Source organism: Sphingorhabdus sp., assembly GCF_040079335.1.
GTDB lineage: Bacteria > Pseudomonadota > Alphaproteobacteria > Sphingomonadales > Sphingomonadaceae > Sphingorhabdus_B.
On the sequence record NZ_JBEBKL010000027.1, the window covers coordinates 13,033 to 28,252 of the forward strand.

General features: G+C 57.7%; 22 protein-coding genes. 12 read left to right on the forward strand and 10 right to left on the reverse strand.

Features of this window, described 5'->3' with window-relative positions:
* Window positions 1-3 precede the first annotated feature (3 nt).
* Genes pstB through phoB form a run of 3 tightly spaced genes read left to right on the forward strand, consistent with a single transcriptional unit; the run spans window position 4 to window position 2,159 of the window.
* The gene (gene pstB / locus ABL922_RS08930) at window positions 4-774 is read left to right on the forward strand and encodes a phosphate ABC transporter ATP-binding protein PstB (protein ID WP_349023867.1); all 771 of its coding nucleotides are present in this window, start codon (window positions 4-6) and stop codon (window positions 772-774) included.
* 9 nt (window positions 775-783) lie between these two features.
* On the forward strand, window positions 784-1,479 hold the full coding sequence (gene phoU / locus ABL922_RS08935; RefSeq protein ID WP_349023868.1) for a phosphate signaling complex protein PhoU: 696 nt from the start codon (window positions 784-786) through the stop codon (window positions 1,477-1,479).
* Window positions 1,476-2,159, forward strand: coding sequence for a phosphate regulon transcriptional regulator PhoB (gene phoB / locus ABL922_RS08940; protein ID WP_349023869.1), 684 nt, complete (start codon window positions 1,476-1,478; stop codon window positions 2,157-2,159). Before phoU ends, phoB begins: the two co-directional genes overlap by 4 nt.
* A gap of 3 nt (window positions 2,160-2,162) precedes the next feature.
* On the opposite strand, the gene ABL922_RS08945 is transcribed toward phoB, so the two are convergent.
* The 4 genes from ABL922_RS08945 to groES form a co-directional block, all read right to left on the reverse strand.
* Complete coding sequence (locus tag ABL922_RS08945) at window positions 2,163-2,711, reverse strand: rRNA large subunit pseudouridine synthase E (RefSeq protein WP_349023870.1); 549 nt, start codon at window positions 2,709-2,711, stop codon at window positions 2,163-2,165.
* A gap of 4 nt (window positions 2,712-2,715) precedes the next feature.
* Window positions 2,716-3,300 (reverse strand): rhomboid family intramembrane serine protease, encoded by a 585-nt coding sequence (locus tag ABL922_RS08950; RefSeq protein WP_349023871.1) that lies wholly within the window; start codon window positions 3,298-3,300, stop codon window positions 2,716-2,718.
* A gap of 100 nt (window positions 3,301-3,400) precedes the next feature.
* Window positions 3,401-5,050, reverse strand: coding sequence for a chaperonin GroEL (groL, locus tag ABL922_RS08955; protein ID WP_349023872.1), 1,650 nt, complete (start codon window positions 5,048-5,050; stop codon window positions 3,401-3,403).
* A 101-nt stretch (window positions 5,051-5,151) separates the two neighbouring features.
* Window positions 5,152-5,439, reverse strand: coding sequence for a co-chaperone GroES (gene groES, locus ABL922_RS08960; RefSeq protein ID WP_115549222.1), 288 nt, complete (start codon window positions 5,437-5,439; stop codon window positions 5,152-5,154).
* Window positions 5,440-5,712: 273 nt separating this feature from the next.
* On the opposite strand from groES, the gene ABL922_RS08965 reads away from it, so the two are divergent.
* From ABL922_RS08965 to ABL922_RS08990, 6 genes are read left to right on the forward strand one after another with little or no spacing between them, the layout of a single operon-like run.
* Complete coding sequence (locus tag ABL922_RS08965) at window positions 5,713-6,003, forward strand: DUF2282 domain-containing protein (protein WP_349023873.1); 291 nt, start codon at window positions 5,713-5,715, stop codon at window positions 6,001-6,003.
* Window positions 6,004-6,024: 21 nt separating this feature from the next.
* The gene (locus ABL922_RS08970; protein WP_349023874.1) at window positions 6,025-6,906 is read left to right on the forward strand and encodes a DUF692 domain-containing protein; all 882 of its coding nucleotides are present in this window, start codon (window positions 6,025-6,027) and stop codon (window positions 6,904-6,906) included.
* Complete coding sequence (locus ABL922_RS08975; protein ID WP_349023875.1) at window positions 6,890-7,639, forward strand: putative DNA-binding domain-containing protein; 750 nt, start codon at window positions 6,890-6,892, stop codon at window positions 7,637-7,639. The genes ABL922_RS08970 and ABL922_RS08975 overlap by 17 nt, the downstream gene beginning before the upstream one ends.
* A 3-nt stretch (window positions 7,640-7,642) precedes the next feature.
* Window positions 7,643-8,107 (forward strand): DoxX family protein, encoded by a 465-nt coding sequence (locus ABL922_RS08980; protein ID WP_349023876.1) that lies wholly within the window; start codon window positions 7,643-7,645, stop codon window positions 8,105-8,107.
* A gap of 35 nt (window positions 8,108-8,142) precedes the next feature.
* Window positions 8,143-8,631: a sigma-70 family RNA polymerase sigma factor gene (locus ABL922_RS08985; protein ID WP_349023877.1), complete on the forward strand. Its 489-nt coding sequence runs from the start codon at window positions 8,143-8,145 to the stop codon at window positions 8,629-8,631.
* 4 nt (window positions 8,632-8,635) lie between these two features.
* Window positions 8,636-9,271, forward strand: coding sequence for a DUF1109 domain-containing protein (locus ABL922_RS08990; RefSeq protein ID WP_349023878.1), 636 nt, complete (start codon window positions 8,636-8,638; stop codon window positions 9,269-9,271).
* Here ABL922_RS08990 and hisF read toward each other — a convergent pair whose 3' ends face one another.
* The 4 genes from hisF to hisB all read right to left on the reverse strand — a co-directional run bounded on the left by hisF (window position 9,272) and on the right by hisB (window position 12,185).
* A complete protein-coding gene (gene hisF, locus ABL922_RS08995) occupies window positions 9,272-10,039 on the reverse strand; it encodes an imidazole glycerol phosphate synthase subunit HisF (RefSeq protein WP_349023879.1) in 768 nt (255 codons plus the stop codon). It abuts the gene before it with no gap.
* Window positions 10,040-10,256: 217 nt separating this feature from the next.
* Window positions 10,257-10,985, reverse strand: coding sequence for a 1-(5-phosphoribosyl)-5-[(5-phosphoribosylamino)methylideneamino]imidazole-4-carboxamide isomerase (gene hisA / locus ABL922_RS09000; protein WP_349023880.1), 729 nt, complete (start codon window positions 10,983-10,985; stop codon window positions 10,257-10,259).
* Window positions 10,982-11,599, reverse strand: coding sequence for an imidazole glycerol phosphate synthase subunit HisH (hisH, locus tag ABL922_RS09005; protein ID WP_349023881.1), 618 nt, complete (start codon window positions 11,597-11,599; stop codon window positions 10,982-10,984). The genes hisA and hisH overlap by 4 nt, the downstream gene beginning before the upstream one ends.
* Window positions 11,592-12,185, reverse strand: coding sequence for an imidazoleglycerol-phosphate dehydratase HisB (gene hisB / locus ABL922_RS09010; protein ID WP_349023882.1), 594 nt, complete (start codon window positions 12,183-12,185; stop codon window positions 11,592-11,594). Before hisB ends, hisH begins: the two co-directional genes overlap by 8 nt.
* A 103-nt stretch (window positions 12,186-12,288) precedes the next feature.
* On the opposite strand from hisB, the gene ABL922_RS09015 reads away from it, so the two are divergent.
* The 3 genes from ABL922_RS09015 to ABL922_RS09025 are packed head-to-tail and all read left to right on the forward strand — an operon-like array spanning window position 12,289 to window position 14,382.
* A complete protein-coding gene (locus tag ABL922_RS09015; protein ID WP_349023883.1) occupies window positions 12,289-12,762 on the forward strand; it encodes a ClpXP protease specificity-enhancing factor SspB in 474 nt (157 codons plus the stop codon).
* Complete coding sequence (fumC, locus tag ABL922_RS09020; RefSeq protein ID WP_349023884.1) at window positions 12,759-14,147, forward strand: class II fumarate hydratase; 1,389 nt, start codon at window positions 12,759-12,761, stop codon at window positions 14,145-14,147. The genes ABL922_RS09015 and fumC overlap by 4 nt, the downstream gene beginning before the upstream one ends.
* Window positions 14,148-14,184: 37 nt before the next feature.
* The gene (locus ABL922_RS09025) at window positions 14,185-14,382 is read left to right on the forward strand and encodes a hypothetical protein (protein ID WP_349023885.1); all 198 of its coding nucleotides are present in this window, start codon (window positions 14,185-14,187) and stop codon (window positions 14,380-14,382) included.
* Here ABL922_RS09025 and ABL922_RS09030 read toward each other — a convergent pair.
* Together ABL922_RS09030 and ABL922_RS09035 are read right to left on the reverse strand one after the other, a co-directional pair.
* Complete coding sequence (locus ABL922_RS09030; protein WP_349023886.1) at window positions 14,379-14,579, reverse strand: KOW motif-containing protein; 201 nt, start codon at window positions 14,577-14,579, stop codon at window positions 14,379-14,381. The genes ABL922_RS09025 and ABL922_RS09030 overlap by 4 nt on opposite strands.
* A 1-nt stretch (window position 14,580) precedes the next feature.
* Complete coding sequence (locus ABL922_RS09035; RefSeq protein ID WP_349023887.1) at window positions 14,581-15,201, reverse strand: DUF2585 domain-containing protein; 621 nt, start codon at window positions 15,199-15,201, stop codon at window positions 14,581-14,583.
* Window positions 15,202-15,220: the final 19 nt, after the last annotated feature.

The window sequence follows — 15,220 nt, forward strand, 5'->3', positions numbered from 1 at the left end:
CATATGTCAGAAAATTCGACCCTCAAAATTTCTGCGCGCGACGTGAATGTATTTTACGGCGACAAGCAGGCAATCAACAATGTCTCGATCGATATCGCAACCGAGCATGTGACGGCCTTTATTGGCCCGTCTGGGTGTGGCAAATCGACCTTTTTGCGGACTCTCAACCGCATGAATGACACTATCGCCGGATGCCGGATCGATGGCGAGATCAAGCTCGATGGTGAGGATATCTATTCGAGTGGTATGGACGTCGTGCAGTTGCGCGCGCGCGTCGGCATGGTGTTCCAGAAACCCAATCCTTTCCCCAAGTCGATCTACGAGAATGTCGCTTACGGCCCGCGCATCCACGGACTCGCGGCCACCAAAGCCGATATGGACGCAATCGTCGAAAAATCTCTGCGTCGCGCAGGATTGTGGGACGAAGTCAAAGATCGCCTGACTGATGCGGGCACGGCATTATCCGGCGGCCAGCAACAAAGGCTTTGCATTGCGCGCGCCATCGCCGTCAGCCCCGAAGTGATCCTGATGGATGAGCCTTGCTCGGCGCTCGATCCGATTGCCACCGCGCGTATCGAAGAACTGATCGACGATCTGAAGGGCCGCTACGCCATCGTCATTGTTACCCATTCGATGCAACAGGCCGCACGCGTTTCGCAACGCACCGCCTTTTTCCATCTAGGCTCGATGGTCGAATATGGCGAAACGTCGACCATCTTCACCAACCCGCGCGAAGAACGCACCAAAGACTATATCACCGGTCGTTACGGATAAGGACCCGACATGGCAGAAAACCATACCGTCAAAGCATTCGACGAAGACATCAGCAAGTTGCGCGGCCTGATCGCCGAAATGGGTGGCTTGGCTGAAGTCGCCATTGCCGACGCCATCGACGCGCTCGTCAACCGCGATGAGGCAAAAGCAAAGCTGGTCGTTGCATCCGACGCGAAGCTCGACGCGCTTGAAGCCGAAGTCGACCAGCTCGCGATCCGCATCATCGCGCTCCGCGCTCCAATGGCCGACGATTTGCGCGACGTGATCGCCGCGCTCAAGATTTCGGGCGTGGTCGAACGCATCGGCGACTATGCCAAGAACATCGCCAAGCGTGTCGGGGATGTCACCGTGAAAGGCTCAATCGAACCGCTGACGCTGATCCCGGCGATGGCAGATATCGCCCAGGGCATGGTGCGCGATGTTTTGAACGCCTATGCCGCCCGCGATTCGCATCTCGCAGTCGAAGTTATCGCCCGCGACGAGAAACTCGACAATTTCTATAACAGCCTGTTCCGCAACCTAGTTTCACATATGATGGAAAACCCAGCGACGATCAGCACCGCTGCCCACCTGCTGTTCATTGCACGCAATCTGGAACGCATTGGCGACCATGCGACTAACGTTGCCGAAATGGTCTATTATGCAGCGACCGGGCGCTATTTCACCGATCGCAGCGGTGCCGTCCGTGTCGAGGATGACGAATGACCCCAAAGATCCTCATCGTCGAGGATGAGCCAGCTCTTGCTGAACTTCTGTCATGGACGTTCGAAAGTGCCGGCTTTTCGGTGCAGCAAACCGCAGATGGCGAAGAAGCCCTTCTGGTTGCGCAGGAGTTCGTACCCGACATCATCATTCTTGACTGGATGATCGAACAGTTGCCGGGCATCGAGGTATGCCGTCGATTGCGCAAGGGCAAGGAAACAGCGGCCATTCCGATCATCATGCTCACCGCACGTGGTGAGGAAGAAGATCGCATTCGCGGGCTGGAAACCGGTGCCGACGACTATGTCACCAAACCCTTCTCGCCGCGTGAATTGCGCGCGCGGGTAGAGGCCGTGCTGCGGCGCACTCGCCCCGCCGTTACCGGCAGCACTTTGGTGGTCGGCGATCTGGAGCTTGACCCCGTAGCGGTCCGCGTGCGACGCGGCGGCACGCAAATCGCGCTTGGCCCCACAGAATTTCGCCTGCTGCGCCATTTCATGGAAAGGCCAGGTCGCGCGCAGTCGCGCAGCCAGCTGCTCGATGCAGTTTGGGGGCATGATAGCGACATCGAACTGCGCACCGTTGACGTCCATATCCGTCGCCTTCGCAGCGCGATTGAGATGCCCAATATGGAAGATCCGATCCGCACGATCCGTTCGGTCGGCTATGCGCTCGACGGCTGAAAACTAAACGACGATTTCGCGCCACTCACCGGGCGCCAAGCCCTCGACTGACCAGTCGCCAATCGACCAACGAACTAAGCGCAACGTCGGAAATCCGACCGCTGCGGTCATTCGCCGCACCTGACGATTGCGGCCTTCGCGAATTGTAAGGCTGATCCAGCAATCGGGCACGGATTTGCGGAACCGGACTGGCGGATCGCGCGGCCACAACTGCGGCTCGTCGATACGTTTGGCCTCCGCCGGCAAGGTTAGGCCATCTTTCAAAGTCACGCCTAGGCGCAGCCGCTTTAAGGCACCCTCATCAATTTCGCCTTCGACTTGCACCAGATAGGTTTTGGGCAGTTTGAATTTGGGATCGGATATCTGCGCTTGCAGTCGCCCGTCATCGGTCAGGAGCAAAAGCCCCTCGCTATCGCGATCAAGCCTGCCAGCCGGATAAACGCCGGGTAGCTTGATATGGTCCGACAATGTCGCCCGTGCACCTTCGCTGCCACGATCTGTGAATTGCGACAGCACGCCGTAGGGCTTGTTGAACAGGATCAGCCGGGACATGTAATCAGGACCAGAATTTCAGTTCGCCAGCCTTGGAAGGCACAGCAACCTGCCTCGGCTCTTTCGACAAAATCGCAGCCGCAATCACGCCCGACAGCGCGCCGAACAGATGCGATTCAAAGGAAATATAGCCATCGGTCGGCAACACGCCAAAGGCCATGCTGCCGTAGAAGAATGTCACAGCCAGGCTGATAGCTATGTTCCGCCAGCTGCGGTCGAACCAGGCAAGCGCGATTACAAGGCTCCATAACCCGAATATCCAACCGCTCGCGCCAATGTGGATATTGTCGCGCGCAAACGCCCAAACCAGCGCGCCTGTGATCAGTATGATCAGCATGCTTGCCTTCAGGAAATAACGAATTCCGTTGAGCAGGCAAATCGCCGCCAGCACGACAAAAGAAGCCAGATTGCCGAAGAGGTGGGCGAAATCGGCATGCAGCCACGGCGCGGTGAAAATCGTATATATGCTGTCGAGATCACGAGGATCAATGCCGAATGACAGAAGCGCCCCACCTATACCGAGGTTCACGATATGCACCGCAATCATTGTTGCGCATATCGTTGCCAAGACTGTGATGCGTTTTGCCATCGCACGCGATGTAGGGGCTGAAACTCGAAATTCCAAGAAAAAGGGCCGGAGAGCTTCCTCTCCGGCCACCTTAAATTTGGTCTGAACTGAACGGCAGGACTTAAAAGTCCATGCCGCCCATGCCGCCCATGCCGCCGGGCATTCCGCCCATGCCGCCACCGGCCTTGTCTTCCGGAGCGTCAGAGATCGCTGCTTCAGTGGTGATCAGCAGACCCGCAACCGATGCCGCGTCTTGCAATGCAGTGCGGACAACCTTGGTCGGATCGATAACGCCAGCGGCAACCAGATTTTCATACACATCGGTCGATGCGTTGAAACCCTGTGTCTCGTCATTTTCGCGCAGCAGATTGCCCGAAACAACGGCACCGTCAAAACCGGCATTCTGAGCGATTTGACGGATAGGTGCCATGATCGCCTTGCGCACGATGTCGATACCACGGGTCTGGTCGTCGTTGATGCCCTTCAGGCCTTCCAAAGCCTTGGTCGCATAAAGAAGCGCAGTACCGCCGCCGGGCACGATGCCTTCTTCGACAGCTGCGCGGGTTGCGTGCAGTGCGTCGTCAACGCGGTCCTTGCGTTCTTTCACTTCAACTTCGGTCGAACCACCGACTTTGATAACGGCAACACCGCCAGCGAGTTTCGCCAGACGTTCTTGCAGCTTTTCTTTGTCATAATCGGATGTGGTTGTTTCGATCTGCGAACGGATCGCTTCGACGCGGCCCTTGATCGCAGCGGCATCGCCGGCACCATCAACGATGACGGTGTTGTCTTTGTCGATCGAAACGCGCTTGGCTTGGCCGAGCATACCCAAAGTGACGGTTTCAAGCTTGATGCCCAGATCTTCGCTGACCATTTCACCAGCGGTCAGGATCGCGATATCTTCGAGCATCGCTTTACGACGGTCGCCAAAGCCAGGAGCCTTAACAGCCGCAATCTTCAATCCACCGCGCAGCTTGTTAACGACCAGCGTTGCCAAAGCTTCGCCTTCGATATCTTCTGCGATGATCAGCAGCGGACGGCCCGATTGCACAACCGCTTCCAAAATCGGCAACATCGCTTGCAGCGAAGACAGCTTTTTCTCGTGGATCAGGATATACGGGTTGTCCAACTCGACCGACATTTTTTCGGTGTTGGTGATGAAGTAAGGCGACAGATAACCGCGGTCAAACTGCATACCTTCAACAACGTCCAGCTCGCTTTCGCGGCCTTTCGCTTCCTCAACGGTGATAACGCCTTCTTTGCCGACCTTGTCCATGGCTTTCGAAATCATTTCACCGATTTCAACTTCGCCATTGGCAGAGATGGTGCCGACCTGTGCGATTTCAGACGAGTCAGCAACAGGCTTTGAGCGTTTTTGCAGATCAGCGATAACGGCGTTTACCGCCAGATCGATACCGCGTTTCAGGTCCATCGGGTTCATTCCAGCAGCAACCGAGGTCATGCCTTCACGAACGATGGCTTGCGCCAATACAGTTGCAGTGGTGGTGCCGTCGCCTGCCGCGTCATTTGCCTTTGAGGCAACTTCGCGGATCATTTGCGCGCCCATATTTTCGAACTTGTCTTTCAGTTCGATTTCCTTGGCGACGGTGACGCCGTCCTTGGTGATGCGCGGTGCGCCAAAGCTTTTGTCGATGACAACGTTACGGCCCTTTGGGCCCAAAGTTACCTTCACCGCGTCGGCGAGGATATCAACGCCGCGCAGGATGCGCTCACGCGCGTCGCGGCCGAATTTTACGTCTTTTGCAGCCATGTCTATATTCCTTCAAAAAATGGCGGATTCTTCAGAAAGTAGAGGGCAAGCCCACCCCCTATGCGGCTGATGCTCAGCCAACGATTCCGAGCCCGTTGGCGTCAGCCAACAATCCCCAAAATGTCCGATTCCTTCATGATCAGTAGGTCTTCACCGTCGATCTTGACTTCGGTGCCCGACCATTTGCCGAACAGAATTTTGTCGCCAACTTTGACGTCGAGCTTAATGCGCTCGCCATCTTCGTTATATGCGCCTTCGCCAGCGGCGACGATTTCGCCTTCTTGCGGCTTTTCTTGGGCGCTGTCAGGGATGATGATCCCGCCAGCGGTTTTTGCTTCTGCCTCGACACGACGGACGAGGACGCGGTCATGCAACGGACGAAATTTCATGCCATGCCTTCCTTTTTTGGGTTGATGACGCAGAAGAGAGGCAGAAATGCGCACTCCCCATACGCCTGAATCACTATTAGCACTCACACATGTTGAGTGCTAACGGAGGCGAGATAGGGATTATCCGGCCTACGTCAAGCGGCGAACCAGAAAAAATTCGTCAGGCTGTAACTATTGCACCATCGCCAGCGAACCTCGTTGTGAAGCGGGCATAGCGTCGCGCTTCCGGACCATCCCCCTGGCCGAAACACACATTCCTTTCTGGAGGATCCTATGACCGTTTCTGTATTAAAGATTGCAGCCGCTGCTGCTGCCCTCTCTGCTGCTGCTGCCATCGCCACATCGCCTGCAGCTGCTGCAAAGCCCGACAAAGAGCGTTGTTACGGTATTTCCCTGAAAGCCACGAACGATTGCGCCGCAGGCCCGGGCACGAGCTGCGCTGGCACCTCTACTGTCGACTATCAGGGCAATGCCTGGAAATATGTGGCAAAGGGCAGCTGCGTGAAGATGGGCGGCTCGCTCTCTGCCAAGCAAGGCAACGCCAAGCCGGTTCCGCAAAGCTGAAATCTGCGCTAAAGTCTGCGGATGGACATCGCGGCCAATCTTACGGCGCAACCCGGATTTTCCGGAACCCTCCCCCCTAAAGCCGGGATCGGGTTGAAGCCGCAACATTATGGAGACGCCCTCGACGCAGCAGCCCAACCGGGTCGCCCCGCCTGGGTCGAGGTCCATCCGCAAAACTATTTCTGTGACGGCGGTCCGCCGCACCGCTGGCTGACCGCCGTTGCAGAGCAATATCCCATCAGTTTCCATTCGGTTGGTTTATCGCTGGGAACCGCAGACGGGTTGATCGAAGACCAGCTAGATCGTCTGGCTGCGCTATGTGAACGCTACAAACCTGCAATAGTTTCCGACCATCTGAGTTTCAGCGGCAACGCGCATGATCGCTATGCCGATCTGCTGCCCATCCCTTACACCAAGGAAGCACTCGATCACTTCGTGGCACAGGTCGACCGCGTCCAGCAGCGGCTGGGTCGCCAGATTCTGATCGAGAATCCCTCCTGCTATCTGGCCTATGCCGACAACGAGATGTCCGAAACGGATTTCTTCGCTCAATTGATCCTGCGAACAAGTTGCGGGCTGCTTCTCGACATCAACAATATCGTGGTCACAACCGGCAATCTGGACGGAGATCCAAGGGAATGGCTATCGCAAATTGATCCCGAATGGGTCGGCGAAATCCATCTCGCTGGCCATGCGACCGAAATGCACGACAGCGGACCGCTCTACATTGACGATCATGGCAGTCCGGTAGGTAACGCCGCCTGGATGCACTATTTCGATTTTATATCGACCAACGGTGCAAAGCCGACGCTGATCGAATGGGATACGAATACTCCCGATTATGCCACTTACATGGCCGAAGCGCACAAGGCGCAGGCGATCCTCGATGCCGTCGCTGTCTGAAGCCCAGCGCATCTTCGTCGCGACCATCAACGAGGGGCCCGACGCGCTTGATGCCACGCTGTTCATCGGATCACCGGAGCGCATCATCCTTGGCCTAAAGGCACATGCCAATACGATCAGCCATGCGCGCCTTGTCGCCCTAGAGCAGAGTTTCCCGCTGACCCGCGCCGTCATCGGCGAGACGCAGTTCAATGCGCTGAGCCGTGGATATGACGAAACGGCAGAAGCAAAGGCGTGCGACCTTGCGCATATAGGCCGCCACTTCGCGATGTACTTGAGCTACAGCCTCCCCTCCTCTTCAGGGGAGAGGCTTAATGCGTCGATCTGCGACCTCGCCAAAATCGAATGGGCATGGCTGGAAAGCTATCATGCCGCAGATGCATCGCCGCTGACTTTGGAAGCTATCAGCAAATTGGCCGAAGCGGATCTGCTCAGCTTGGCCGTTACGCTTCATCCTTCGGTTCGAATTTGCCCACTGCGCGCGCCGTTGGCAGCGCCACTCACGCATCTGACAGGGGAAATGGAGTCTGCTGCGATCCTTGTCGTCCGTCCCGATGCCGAGGTGCGGCTGCTCGCCATCGACGAACGGACGCTGCAAGCTGCACAAAATTGCCTGCAGCACTCCACCATCGGTAACCTTCTCGTGGTCGCCAGCGAACAAGGGGACGAAGCCGACCCCATCGGGCCGGTCCTGACCCTGATCGGCGCCGGCGCGCTGGTCGCGAAAGAGTGAACGATGCTGCAGACACTGACCCGACCCTATGACCGTTTCATTAGCCTGATTTCCGGCGGATTTATCGAATCTCTCATGCTACTGTTTGTCCGCGTGACGCTGGCTGGCATATTCTGGCGATCGGGTCGGACAAAGGTTGAGGAAGGCAGTTGGCTGACCGTCGGCGAAAACACGATCTACCAGTTCGGCGACGATCCTTTCAACGAGGTGCCGTTGTTGCCGAGCGAGTTTGCTGCGTATCTGACAACTTATGCCGAACATGCTTTACCGATCCTGCTCGTACTCGGCCTGTTTACCCGGCTTTCCGCTCTTGCCTTGCTCGGCATGACCATCGTCATCCAGATATTTGTCTTCCCCGAGGCATGGTGGCAGGTGCACAGCCTTTGGATCGCGCTGGCGCTGATACTCATTGTGCGCGGGGGCGGCGGTTTGTCGGTCGACGCATTGCTTACAGGCCGCCGCGCGTGATTGCGAACGAGGAAGGACTGCGCAGGCTGATGCGAATGTCGCAAACTGGCGACAAACAGGCCTATGCCGTCCTTCTCGAACAATGCGGGAACTGGCTTGTCCGTTACTTCCGGCAGAAAATTGCCCCCGATGCGATCGATGATCTGGTGCAGGAAACACTGATTTCGCTCCACCGCAAAAGGGCGAGTTACGACCCTTCCCGCCCCTTCCTGCCCTGGCTGGCCGCCATCGCGCGCTATCGTTGGGTGGATCGGTTGCGGCAAAGCTATCGGCAGCAAACCGAAGCGTTGGATGACCATGACGCAGCCGAAGAGAGCCATGAAGAAGTGGTTGGTGCGCGTATTAGTATCGACCGGTTGCTCGACCTCATCCCCGCGCCACAAGCCGAAGCGATCCGTGTGGTCAAGATTGACGGCCTGAGCATTTCCGAAGCCTGCGCCAAGACAGGGCAATCCGAAGCACTGGTCAAAGTGAACATCCATCGCGGGCTGAAGAAACTCGCGACCCTGATCGAGAATGATTGAGAATATGAAACAACCTTTCGACATTTCGCAGCTTATCGACGAACTGGAGCCGGTGCGGCCGATGAGCTTACGCCGCGCGTTTATGCTGCCGGTCGGCCTGACTATCGCCGCCGTCGCCGTCATCGCAGCCCATGCCGGGATACGGACCGATTTGATGGCGGGCGCGCCGCATCCGATGTTCTTGCTCCGCTCCGGAACCCTGTTGCTGCTTGGGTTGGTATGTGCGGCGACCTTGCTGGCAATGGCCAATCCGGGGGTTGGACGGCAGGGACATGGCTGGAAAACGGCGCTGGCCGCTGCTGTACTGTTTCCCTTGGCCGCGACCATTCTCGCATTTGCCGGACAGCCATTTGGTTCTTCGGGTACGATGCAATCGGGTATCCAGTGCCTGACCTACAGCCTGGTCGGCGGCCTTGCTACAGCTGTTCCCATGGTACTGTGGCTGCGCCGTGGGGCACCGGTAGCGACGGACAAGGCGGGTTGGCTGACAGGGCTTGCTGCCGGTGGGCTGGGTGCCTTTGCCTACAACTTCCACTGCCCGTTCAACAGCATAGTCTATACCGGATTTTGGTACTCTCTGGCGGTCGGACTGTGTGCGTTGCTCGGACGACTGATTGTACCGCGCCTGATCCGCTGGTGATCAGCCGCGTGCGGGGAGCCCCGCTGCCCTGAGCGCCGCATGTGCCTCGGCAATGCTGTAGGTGCCAAAGTGAAAGATTGAGGCAGCGAGCACGGCACTGGCATGGCCCTTGTTCACGCCTTCAACCAGATGGTCGAGCGTGCCCACGCCACCGCTGGCGATCACCGGTACATCAACCGCATCGGCGATGGTGCGCGTCAGCTCCAAGTCGAAACCGATCTTGGTGCCGTCGCGATCCATACTGGTAACGAGCAATTCGCCCGCCCCCAGTTCGGCGAGTTTCAGCGCATGTTCGACCGCGTCGATCCCCGTCGGCTTGCGACCGCCATGGGTAAAGATTTCCCATCCGTCGCGGCCGTCGGACCAGCGCTTGGCATCGACCGAAGCGACGACACACTGGCTGCCGAAACGCTCGGCGATATCCGCCACCACTTCGGGCCGCGCGACCGCCGCACTGTTCACCGCCACCTTGTCCGCCCCCGCGAGCAACAAAGCCCGCGCATCCTCGGCACTCCGCACCCCGCCGCCAACGGTTAGCGGCATGAAGCAGACTTCCGCCGTGCGCCGCACCACATCGAGGATCGTGTCTCGCCCTTCATGGCTGGCGGTGATGTCGAGAAAGCACAGCTCATCTGCACCTGCTTCATCATAAGCCTTGGCCTGCTCGACCGGATCACCGGCATCCTTCAGGTCAACGAAATTGACGCCCTTGACCACCCGGCCATTGGCGACATCGAGACAGGGTATGACGCGGATGCGGACGGTCATAGTTAAATCTGACCGACAAAATCGAACAAGACTTTGATCGACATAGCTGCCAACGCCGCGAACCCAATGATGTGCAGCCAGTAGAATCTAGGATTTACGTCGCGCTCCCATTTTTTAGTCCCCCAAATGGCGTAGCCCCTGCGTAAGCTTATTAGAGTGTGAGCCACGAATATCGCTGATGACACCGAAGTCATCAGCACAATAGCTAAATGCCAATTCATCCCCTATTCGCCATCCTGATCGCCGTCGCCAGATCGAGCCGCCCGTCATAAATCGCGCGACCGGTAATCACGCCCTCAATCCCGTCCTGTGCATGCAGGCTGAGGATGTGGATTTCGTCGATGCCCTTCACCCCGCCGCTGGCGATCACCGGGATATCGACCGAGCGCGCCAGATCGACCGTCGCGTCGATATTGCACCCGGTCAGCATCCCGTCGCGCCCGACATCGGTGAAGAGCAGGCTGGCGACGCCTGCATCCTCAAACCGCCGGGCGAGGTCGATCACCGGCATGTCCGATTTCTCGGCCCAGCCTTCGGTCGCGACAAAGCCATCACGCGCGTCGACCGCAACGACGATGCCGCCTTCAAATTCGCGCGCCATATCCTTGACGAATTGCGGGTCCTTGAGTGCTGCGGTGCCAATCACCAGCCGCGCGACGCCCAGATCGAACCAGCGCTCGACCGTCGTCCGATTACGGATGCCGCCGCCCAGCTGCACATAGCCGGGGAAATTCTCGATGATATATTCGACCGCCTCGGCATTTTCCGGTTTACCCGCGAAAGCTCCGTCGAGATCGACAACATGCAGATGTTCCGCGCCTGACTCTGCAAAGAGCAGCGCTTGCGCAGCGGGGTCGTCGGCATAGACGGTCGCCCGGTCCATATCGCCTTCAGCAAGGCGCACTACCTGGCCGCCTTTCAGGTCTATGGCTGGAAATACGATCATGGGTTCCACTCCAGAAAGCGTGCGAGGGTTGCTATTCCATAGCTCTGGCTCTTTTCAGGATGGAATTGCACCCCGAGGATATTGTCCTTCGCCACCGCCGCCACACGCGGGCCGCCATGGTCGGTCGTCGCCAGAATATGCAAGGGATCGGCGGCGTCGAAATGATAGCCGTGCAGGAAATAGGCAACCCCGGTCTGCACAACCGGATGCGCACCCTCAACCGTCACATCGTTCCAGCCCATATGCGGCACTTTGAAGCCGGGGGCGGGTTCGATCGCGCGCACAGTACCACCGATCCAGCCCAAGCCCTTGGTACTGCCATGCTCGACGCCCACATCGGCGAGCAACTGCATGCCCACGCAAATACCAAGGAAAGGCGCGGCATCGCGCAGCACGCGCTGCTCCAACGCCGCGATCATCCCGTCGATGCCCGAAACACCTTCCATGCAATTTGCAAAGGCGCCAACGCCGGGGAGGACGATGCGCTCGGCGCGGGCAACGACCTCCGGTTCTGCAGTCACAGCGATATCCGCCGCCCCCGCTGCTTTCAGCGCGTTTCGAACCGATTGGAGATTGCCCGCGCCATAGTCGATCAGCGCGATGCTCTCAGCCACCTAAAATCCCCTTGGTCGACGGAATAGCGCCGCCCTTGCGCGGGTCGATCTCGACCGCCTGCCGCATCGCACGGGCAAAGCCCTTGTAGATGCTTTCGGCGATATGGTGGTTGTTCTTCCCGTACAGCAACTCGATATGCAGCGTAAGTCCGACCGTGTCGGCAATTGAGTGGAACCAGTGTTCAAACAGCTCGGTATCCATCTCACCAAGGCGCTCCTGCGTGAAGCTTGCTTTCCAGACGAAATAGGGCCGCCCCGAAATGTCGAGCGCAACGCGGCTCAACGTTTCATCCATCGGCGAATAGGCGCTGCCATAGCGCATGATCCCGCCCTTATCGCCCAGCGCCCGCAGGATCGCCTGCCCGATGGCGATGGCGCTGTCCTCTGCGGTGTGGTGCTGGTCGACATGCAGGTCGCCCTTGATGTGGCATTGGATGTCGATCATCGAATGGCGCGAGAATTGCTCGATCATATGATCGAGAAAACCGATCCCGGTCGAAATATCAAATTGCCCGCTGCCGTCGAGATTTACCTCGACCGCTATTTCGGTTTCCTTGGTGTTCCGGTTGACAGAGGCGGTACGCATGGCCGCCGCTATAAGCCGATAATATGCCAGTGCAAGTGCGCGAACCTATGCCTCGCTAAAGTTCATCTTGATTTCAAATCGCGGTCAGTCCACCAAGGCGCGCATGAGCGACGACGCCCCTGACAGCCTGATTCCCTACGACGATATCGTGCAAGAAGCCCTGCGTGCGGTAGTTGGTCGTGTGCTCGGTGAAGTCATGGTCAGCGGCTTGCCCGGCGACCATCATTTCTACATCACCTTCAAGACCCGCGCGACAGGCGTTGCCATCCCGGTGCATCTGATGGAGCGTTTCCCCGACGAAATGACCATCGTGATGCAGCACAAATATTGGGACCTGAAGGTCGGCGACGATTATTTCGAGGTGGGCCTGTCGTTCAGCCAGGTGCCTGCACACCTCCACATCCCTTTCTCCGCGATCACTGCCTTTGTCGATCCGGCGGTCGATTTCGCGCTGCAATTCCACGTCGACGCCGAATCCGGCCCAGAACCGCACGAACAGGCGGAAAATGACGGGCCCAGCATCGAGCAGGAGGATGGCTCGAACGTCGTGACGGTGGACTTCGGACGGAAGAAGTGACCGGGGCAACCCGCAGCGAAACCGACAGCTTCGGCGCAATTGACGTCCCGGCGGAGGCCTATTGGGGCGCTCAGACGCAGCGCAGCATTGGCAATTTTCCGTTCCCTCTGCATGAGCGGATGCCGCTTGGAATCGTCCGTGCACTAGCGCTGGTGAAGCAGGCTGCCGCGCGGGTGAATCGCAAGCATGGGCTTGATGCCACACTTGCAGACGCAATTGAGGCTGCGGCAGCAGAAGTCGTCGCTGGCCAGCATGACGATCAGTTCCCGCTGACCATCTGGCAAACCGGCAGCGGCACGCAATCGAACATGAACGTCAACGAGGTGATCGCAGGACGTGCCAACGAGATGCTGACAGGTGTACGCGGCGGTAAATCGCCAGTCCATCCCAATGATCATGTGAATATGAGCCAATCGTCGAATGACAGCTTTCCGACGGCTTTGCATGTGGCGGCGACACATTCGGTGCGAACACTTTTGATCCCGGCATCAAATCGGCTGCACCAAGCCCTTTTTGACAAGAGCAATGCGTGGAACGATATCGTCAAAATCGGTCGAACACATTTGCAGGATGCCACTCCTATCACATTAGGTCAGGAGTTTTCTGGATACGCCCATCAAGTTTATCGCTCCCTTGAACGCATACAATCAACAGTGGTTGAAGATGTACAGTCAGTCGCGCAAGGCGGTACGGCGGTCGGAACAGGCTTGAATGCTCCGTCGATATTTGATGTAGAATTCTGTGCGACTCTTAGCGGCCTAACCGGTATCGAATTCATCCCTGCGCTGAATCATTTTGAGGCTTTGGCGTCCAATGACCCATTGGTTCAGCTATCTGGCGGGCTGAACACCTTAGCTGTCAGCCTCACCAAAATCGCCAACGATATCCGCCTGCTGGGTTCCGGCCCGCGCTCAGGCCTTGGCGAACTCAACCTGCCTGAAAACGAGCCCGGCAGCTCGATCATGCCGGGGAAGGTCAACCCCACCCAGTGCGAGATGCTGACCATGGTCGCGGCGCAAGTCATTGGCAATCATCAGGCGGTGACAGTGGGCGGGATGCAAGGGCATCTGGAACTCAACGTCTTCAAGCCGCTGATTGGCGCGAATGTGCTGCGCTCGATCGAGCTGCTCAGCATCGGCATGGAGACTTTTGCGAAAAACTGCGTCGATGGGCTGGAGCCCAATCGCGAGCGTATCGCCGAGTTGGTCGACCGCTCGCTGATGCTGGTCACCGCGCTTGCCCCGATTATCGGCTACGACAATGCCGCCAAAATCGCCAAGCACGCCCACCAGAACGGCCTGACACTCAAACAATCCGCGCTGGCGCTCGGGCTGGTTGACGCGGCGACCTTTGATACCCATGTCAGGGCAGAGGACATGGTGTAATTATCCACACCACCCTGTGGAAAAAGGAGTTATCCACATGCCCCTGTTGAAAACTATTGCAGGCGCCGTCGTCGGAGAAGTCGTCGGACGCAAGCGTGGCCATGGCATTTTGGGTGCAGGACTAGGCATTGCTGCCACGCGGATCGCTACCCGCTCGATTCCCGGCGCGTTGCTCGTTGGTGGAGCTCTGGTTGCAAAAGCGGTTTATGACCGCCGGAAGAAGCGAAGCAGCTAGTTGCTTCCGATCAACACACTTCGCGCAAGTGTCTTGAATCGTTCACCATCATCCTGAACCACGGTGATCGTCACATTACCGGATTTGCTCCGGTTGATTTCCCTGACGATCCCTGCCTTCCCCTTGTGCACACCTGCCATAACGGTGCAGTAATCGCCATCGACGATTTGTAACGCTTCGGTTTCTCCGTTGGTCATCTCAATCGCTCCTTTCCTTCCCCGTTACCCAATATCCGCTTGCGCCCGCCTGCCATTCCTTCACGCTTTCAAGCGGTGCGGTCAGCATCAATATGTTGAGCGCGAGATTGTCGCGGATCATCCAGCCAACGAATAGTTCCATTGCCAGACCGAGAGCCAGCGTCGCCTTCCACGGCAGGCGTGAGGCGAGGAAAAAGCCGAATATCATCCAGGCAATGTCGGCCAGTGAATTGACGATGCTGTCGCCAGCATAGCCATAGGAAATCGTCACCTCGCGGTAGCGATCGATGATGACAGGTGAATTTTCTAAAATCTCCCAAGCGCCCTCGACCATTATCGCCAGAGCGACTGCAACTCCCAGCGGAAAAAGCGCGGACCATTTGCGGCGCAGCAAATAACCGGCCCCATAAAACAGGAAGCCATGGATGATGTGGCTCGGCGTGTACCAGTCGGCCAGATGCTGGCTGTTTTCGCTCGATTGTACGACCAGATGGAGCAATTTCACATCGCCACAAGCACAAATCGGCGGGCGGCCCATCGACCATAGGACGGCCCCGATAATGGCAAAGAGCAGAAAGGCGATAAGTGCACTGAACTTGCTGATACGAAGCGGCCAATTCATTCGAAATCCCCTCCTAAGG

Bases quoted from the DNA above. Each gene is read 5' to 3' on its own strand.
- pstB (WP_349023867.1), top strand. From the start codon at position 4: ATGTCAGAAAATTCGACCCTCAAAATTTCTGCGCGCGACGTGAATGTA.
- phoU (WP_349023868.1), top strand. From the start codon at position 784: ATGGCAGAAAACCATACCGTCAAAGCATTCGACGAAGACATCAGCAAG.
- phoB (WP_349023869.1), top strand. From the start codon at position 1,476: ATGACCCCAAAGATCCTCATCGTCGAGGATGAGCCAGCTCTTGCTGAA.
- ABL922_RS08945 (WP_349023870.1), bottom strand. From the start codon at position 2,711: ATGTCCCGGCTGATCCTGTTCAACAAGCCCTACGGCGTGCTGTCGCAA.
- ABL922_RS08950 (WP_349023871.1), bottom strand. From the start codon at position 3,300: ATGGCAAAACGCATCACAGTCTTGGCAACGATATGCGCAACAATGATT.
- groL (WP_349023872.1), bottom strand. From the start codon at position 5,050: ATGGCTGCAAAAGACGTAAAATTCGGCCGCGACGCGCGTGAGCGCATC.
- groES (WP_115549222.1), bottom strand. From the start codon at position 5,439: ATGAAATTTCGTCCGTTGCATGACCGCGTCCTCGTCCGTCGTGTCGAG.
- ABL922_RS08965 (WP_349023873.1), top strand. From the start codon at position 5,713: ATGACCGTTTCTGTATTAAAGATTGCAGCCGCTGCTGCTGCCCTCTCT.
- ABL922_RS08970 (WP_349023874.1), top strand. From the start codon at position 6,025: ATGGACATCGCGGCCAATCTTACGGCGCAACCCGGATTTTCCGGAACC.
- ABL922_RS08975 (WP_349023875.1), top strand. From the start codon at position 6,890: ATGCCGTCGCTGTCTGAAGCCCAGCGCATCTTCGTCGCGACCATCAAC.
- ABL922_RS08980 (WP_349023876.1), top strand. From the start codon at position 7,643: ATGCTGCAGACACTGACCCGACCCTATGACCGTTTCATTAGCCTGATT.
- ABL922_RS08985 (WP_349023877.1), top strand. From the start codon at position 8,143: ATGTCGCAAACTGGCGACAAACAGGCCTATGCCGTCCTTCTCGAACAA.
- ABL922_RS08990 (WP_349023878.1), top strand. From the start codon at position 8,636: ATGAAACAACCTTTCGACATTTCGCAGCTTATCGACGAACTGGAGCCG.
- hisF (WP_349023879.1), bottom strand. From the start codon at position 10,039: ATGACCGTCCGCATCCGCGTCATACCCTGTCTCGATGTCGCCAATGGC.
- hisA (WP_349023880.1), bottom strand. From the start codon at position 10,985: ATGATCGTATTTCCAGCCATAGACCTGAAAGGCGGCCAGGTAGTGCGC.
- hisB (WP_349023882.1), bottom strand. From the start codon at position 12,185: ATGCGTACCGCCTCTGTCAACCGGAACACCAAGGAAACCGAAATAGCG.
- ABL922_RS09015 (WP_349023883.1), top strand. From the start codon at position 12,289: ATGAGCGACGACGCCCCTGACAGCCTGATTCCCTACGACGATATCGTG.
- ABL922_RS09025 (WP_349023885.1), top strand. From the start codon at position 14,185: ATGCCCCTGTTGAAAACTATTGCAGGCGCCGTCGTCGGAGAAGTCGTC.
- ABL922_RS09030 (WP_349023886.1), bottom strand. From the start codon at position 14,579: ATGACCAACGGAGAAACCGAAGCGTTACAAATCGTCGATGGCGATTAC.
- ABL922_RS09035 (WP_349023887.1), bottom strand. From the start codon at position 15,201: ATGAATTGGCCGCTTCGTATCAGCAAGTTCAGTGCACTTATCGCCTTT.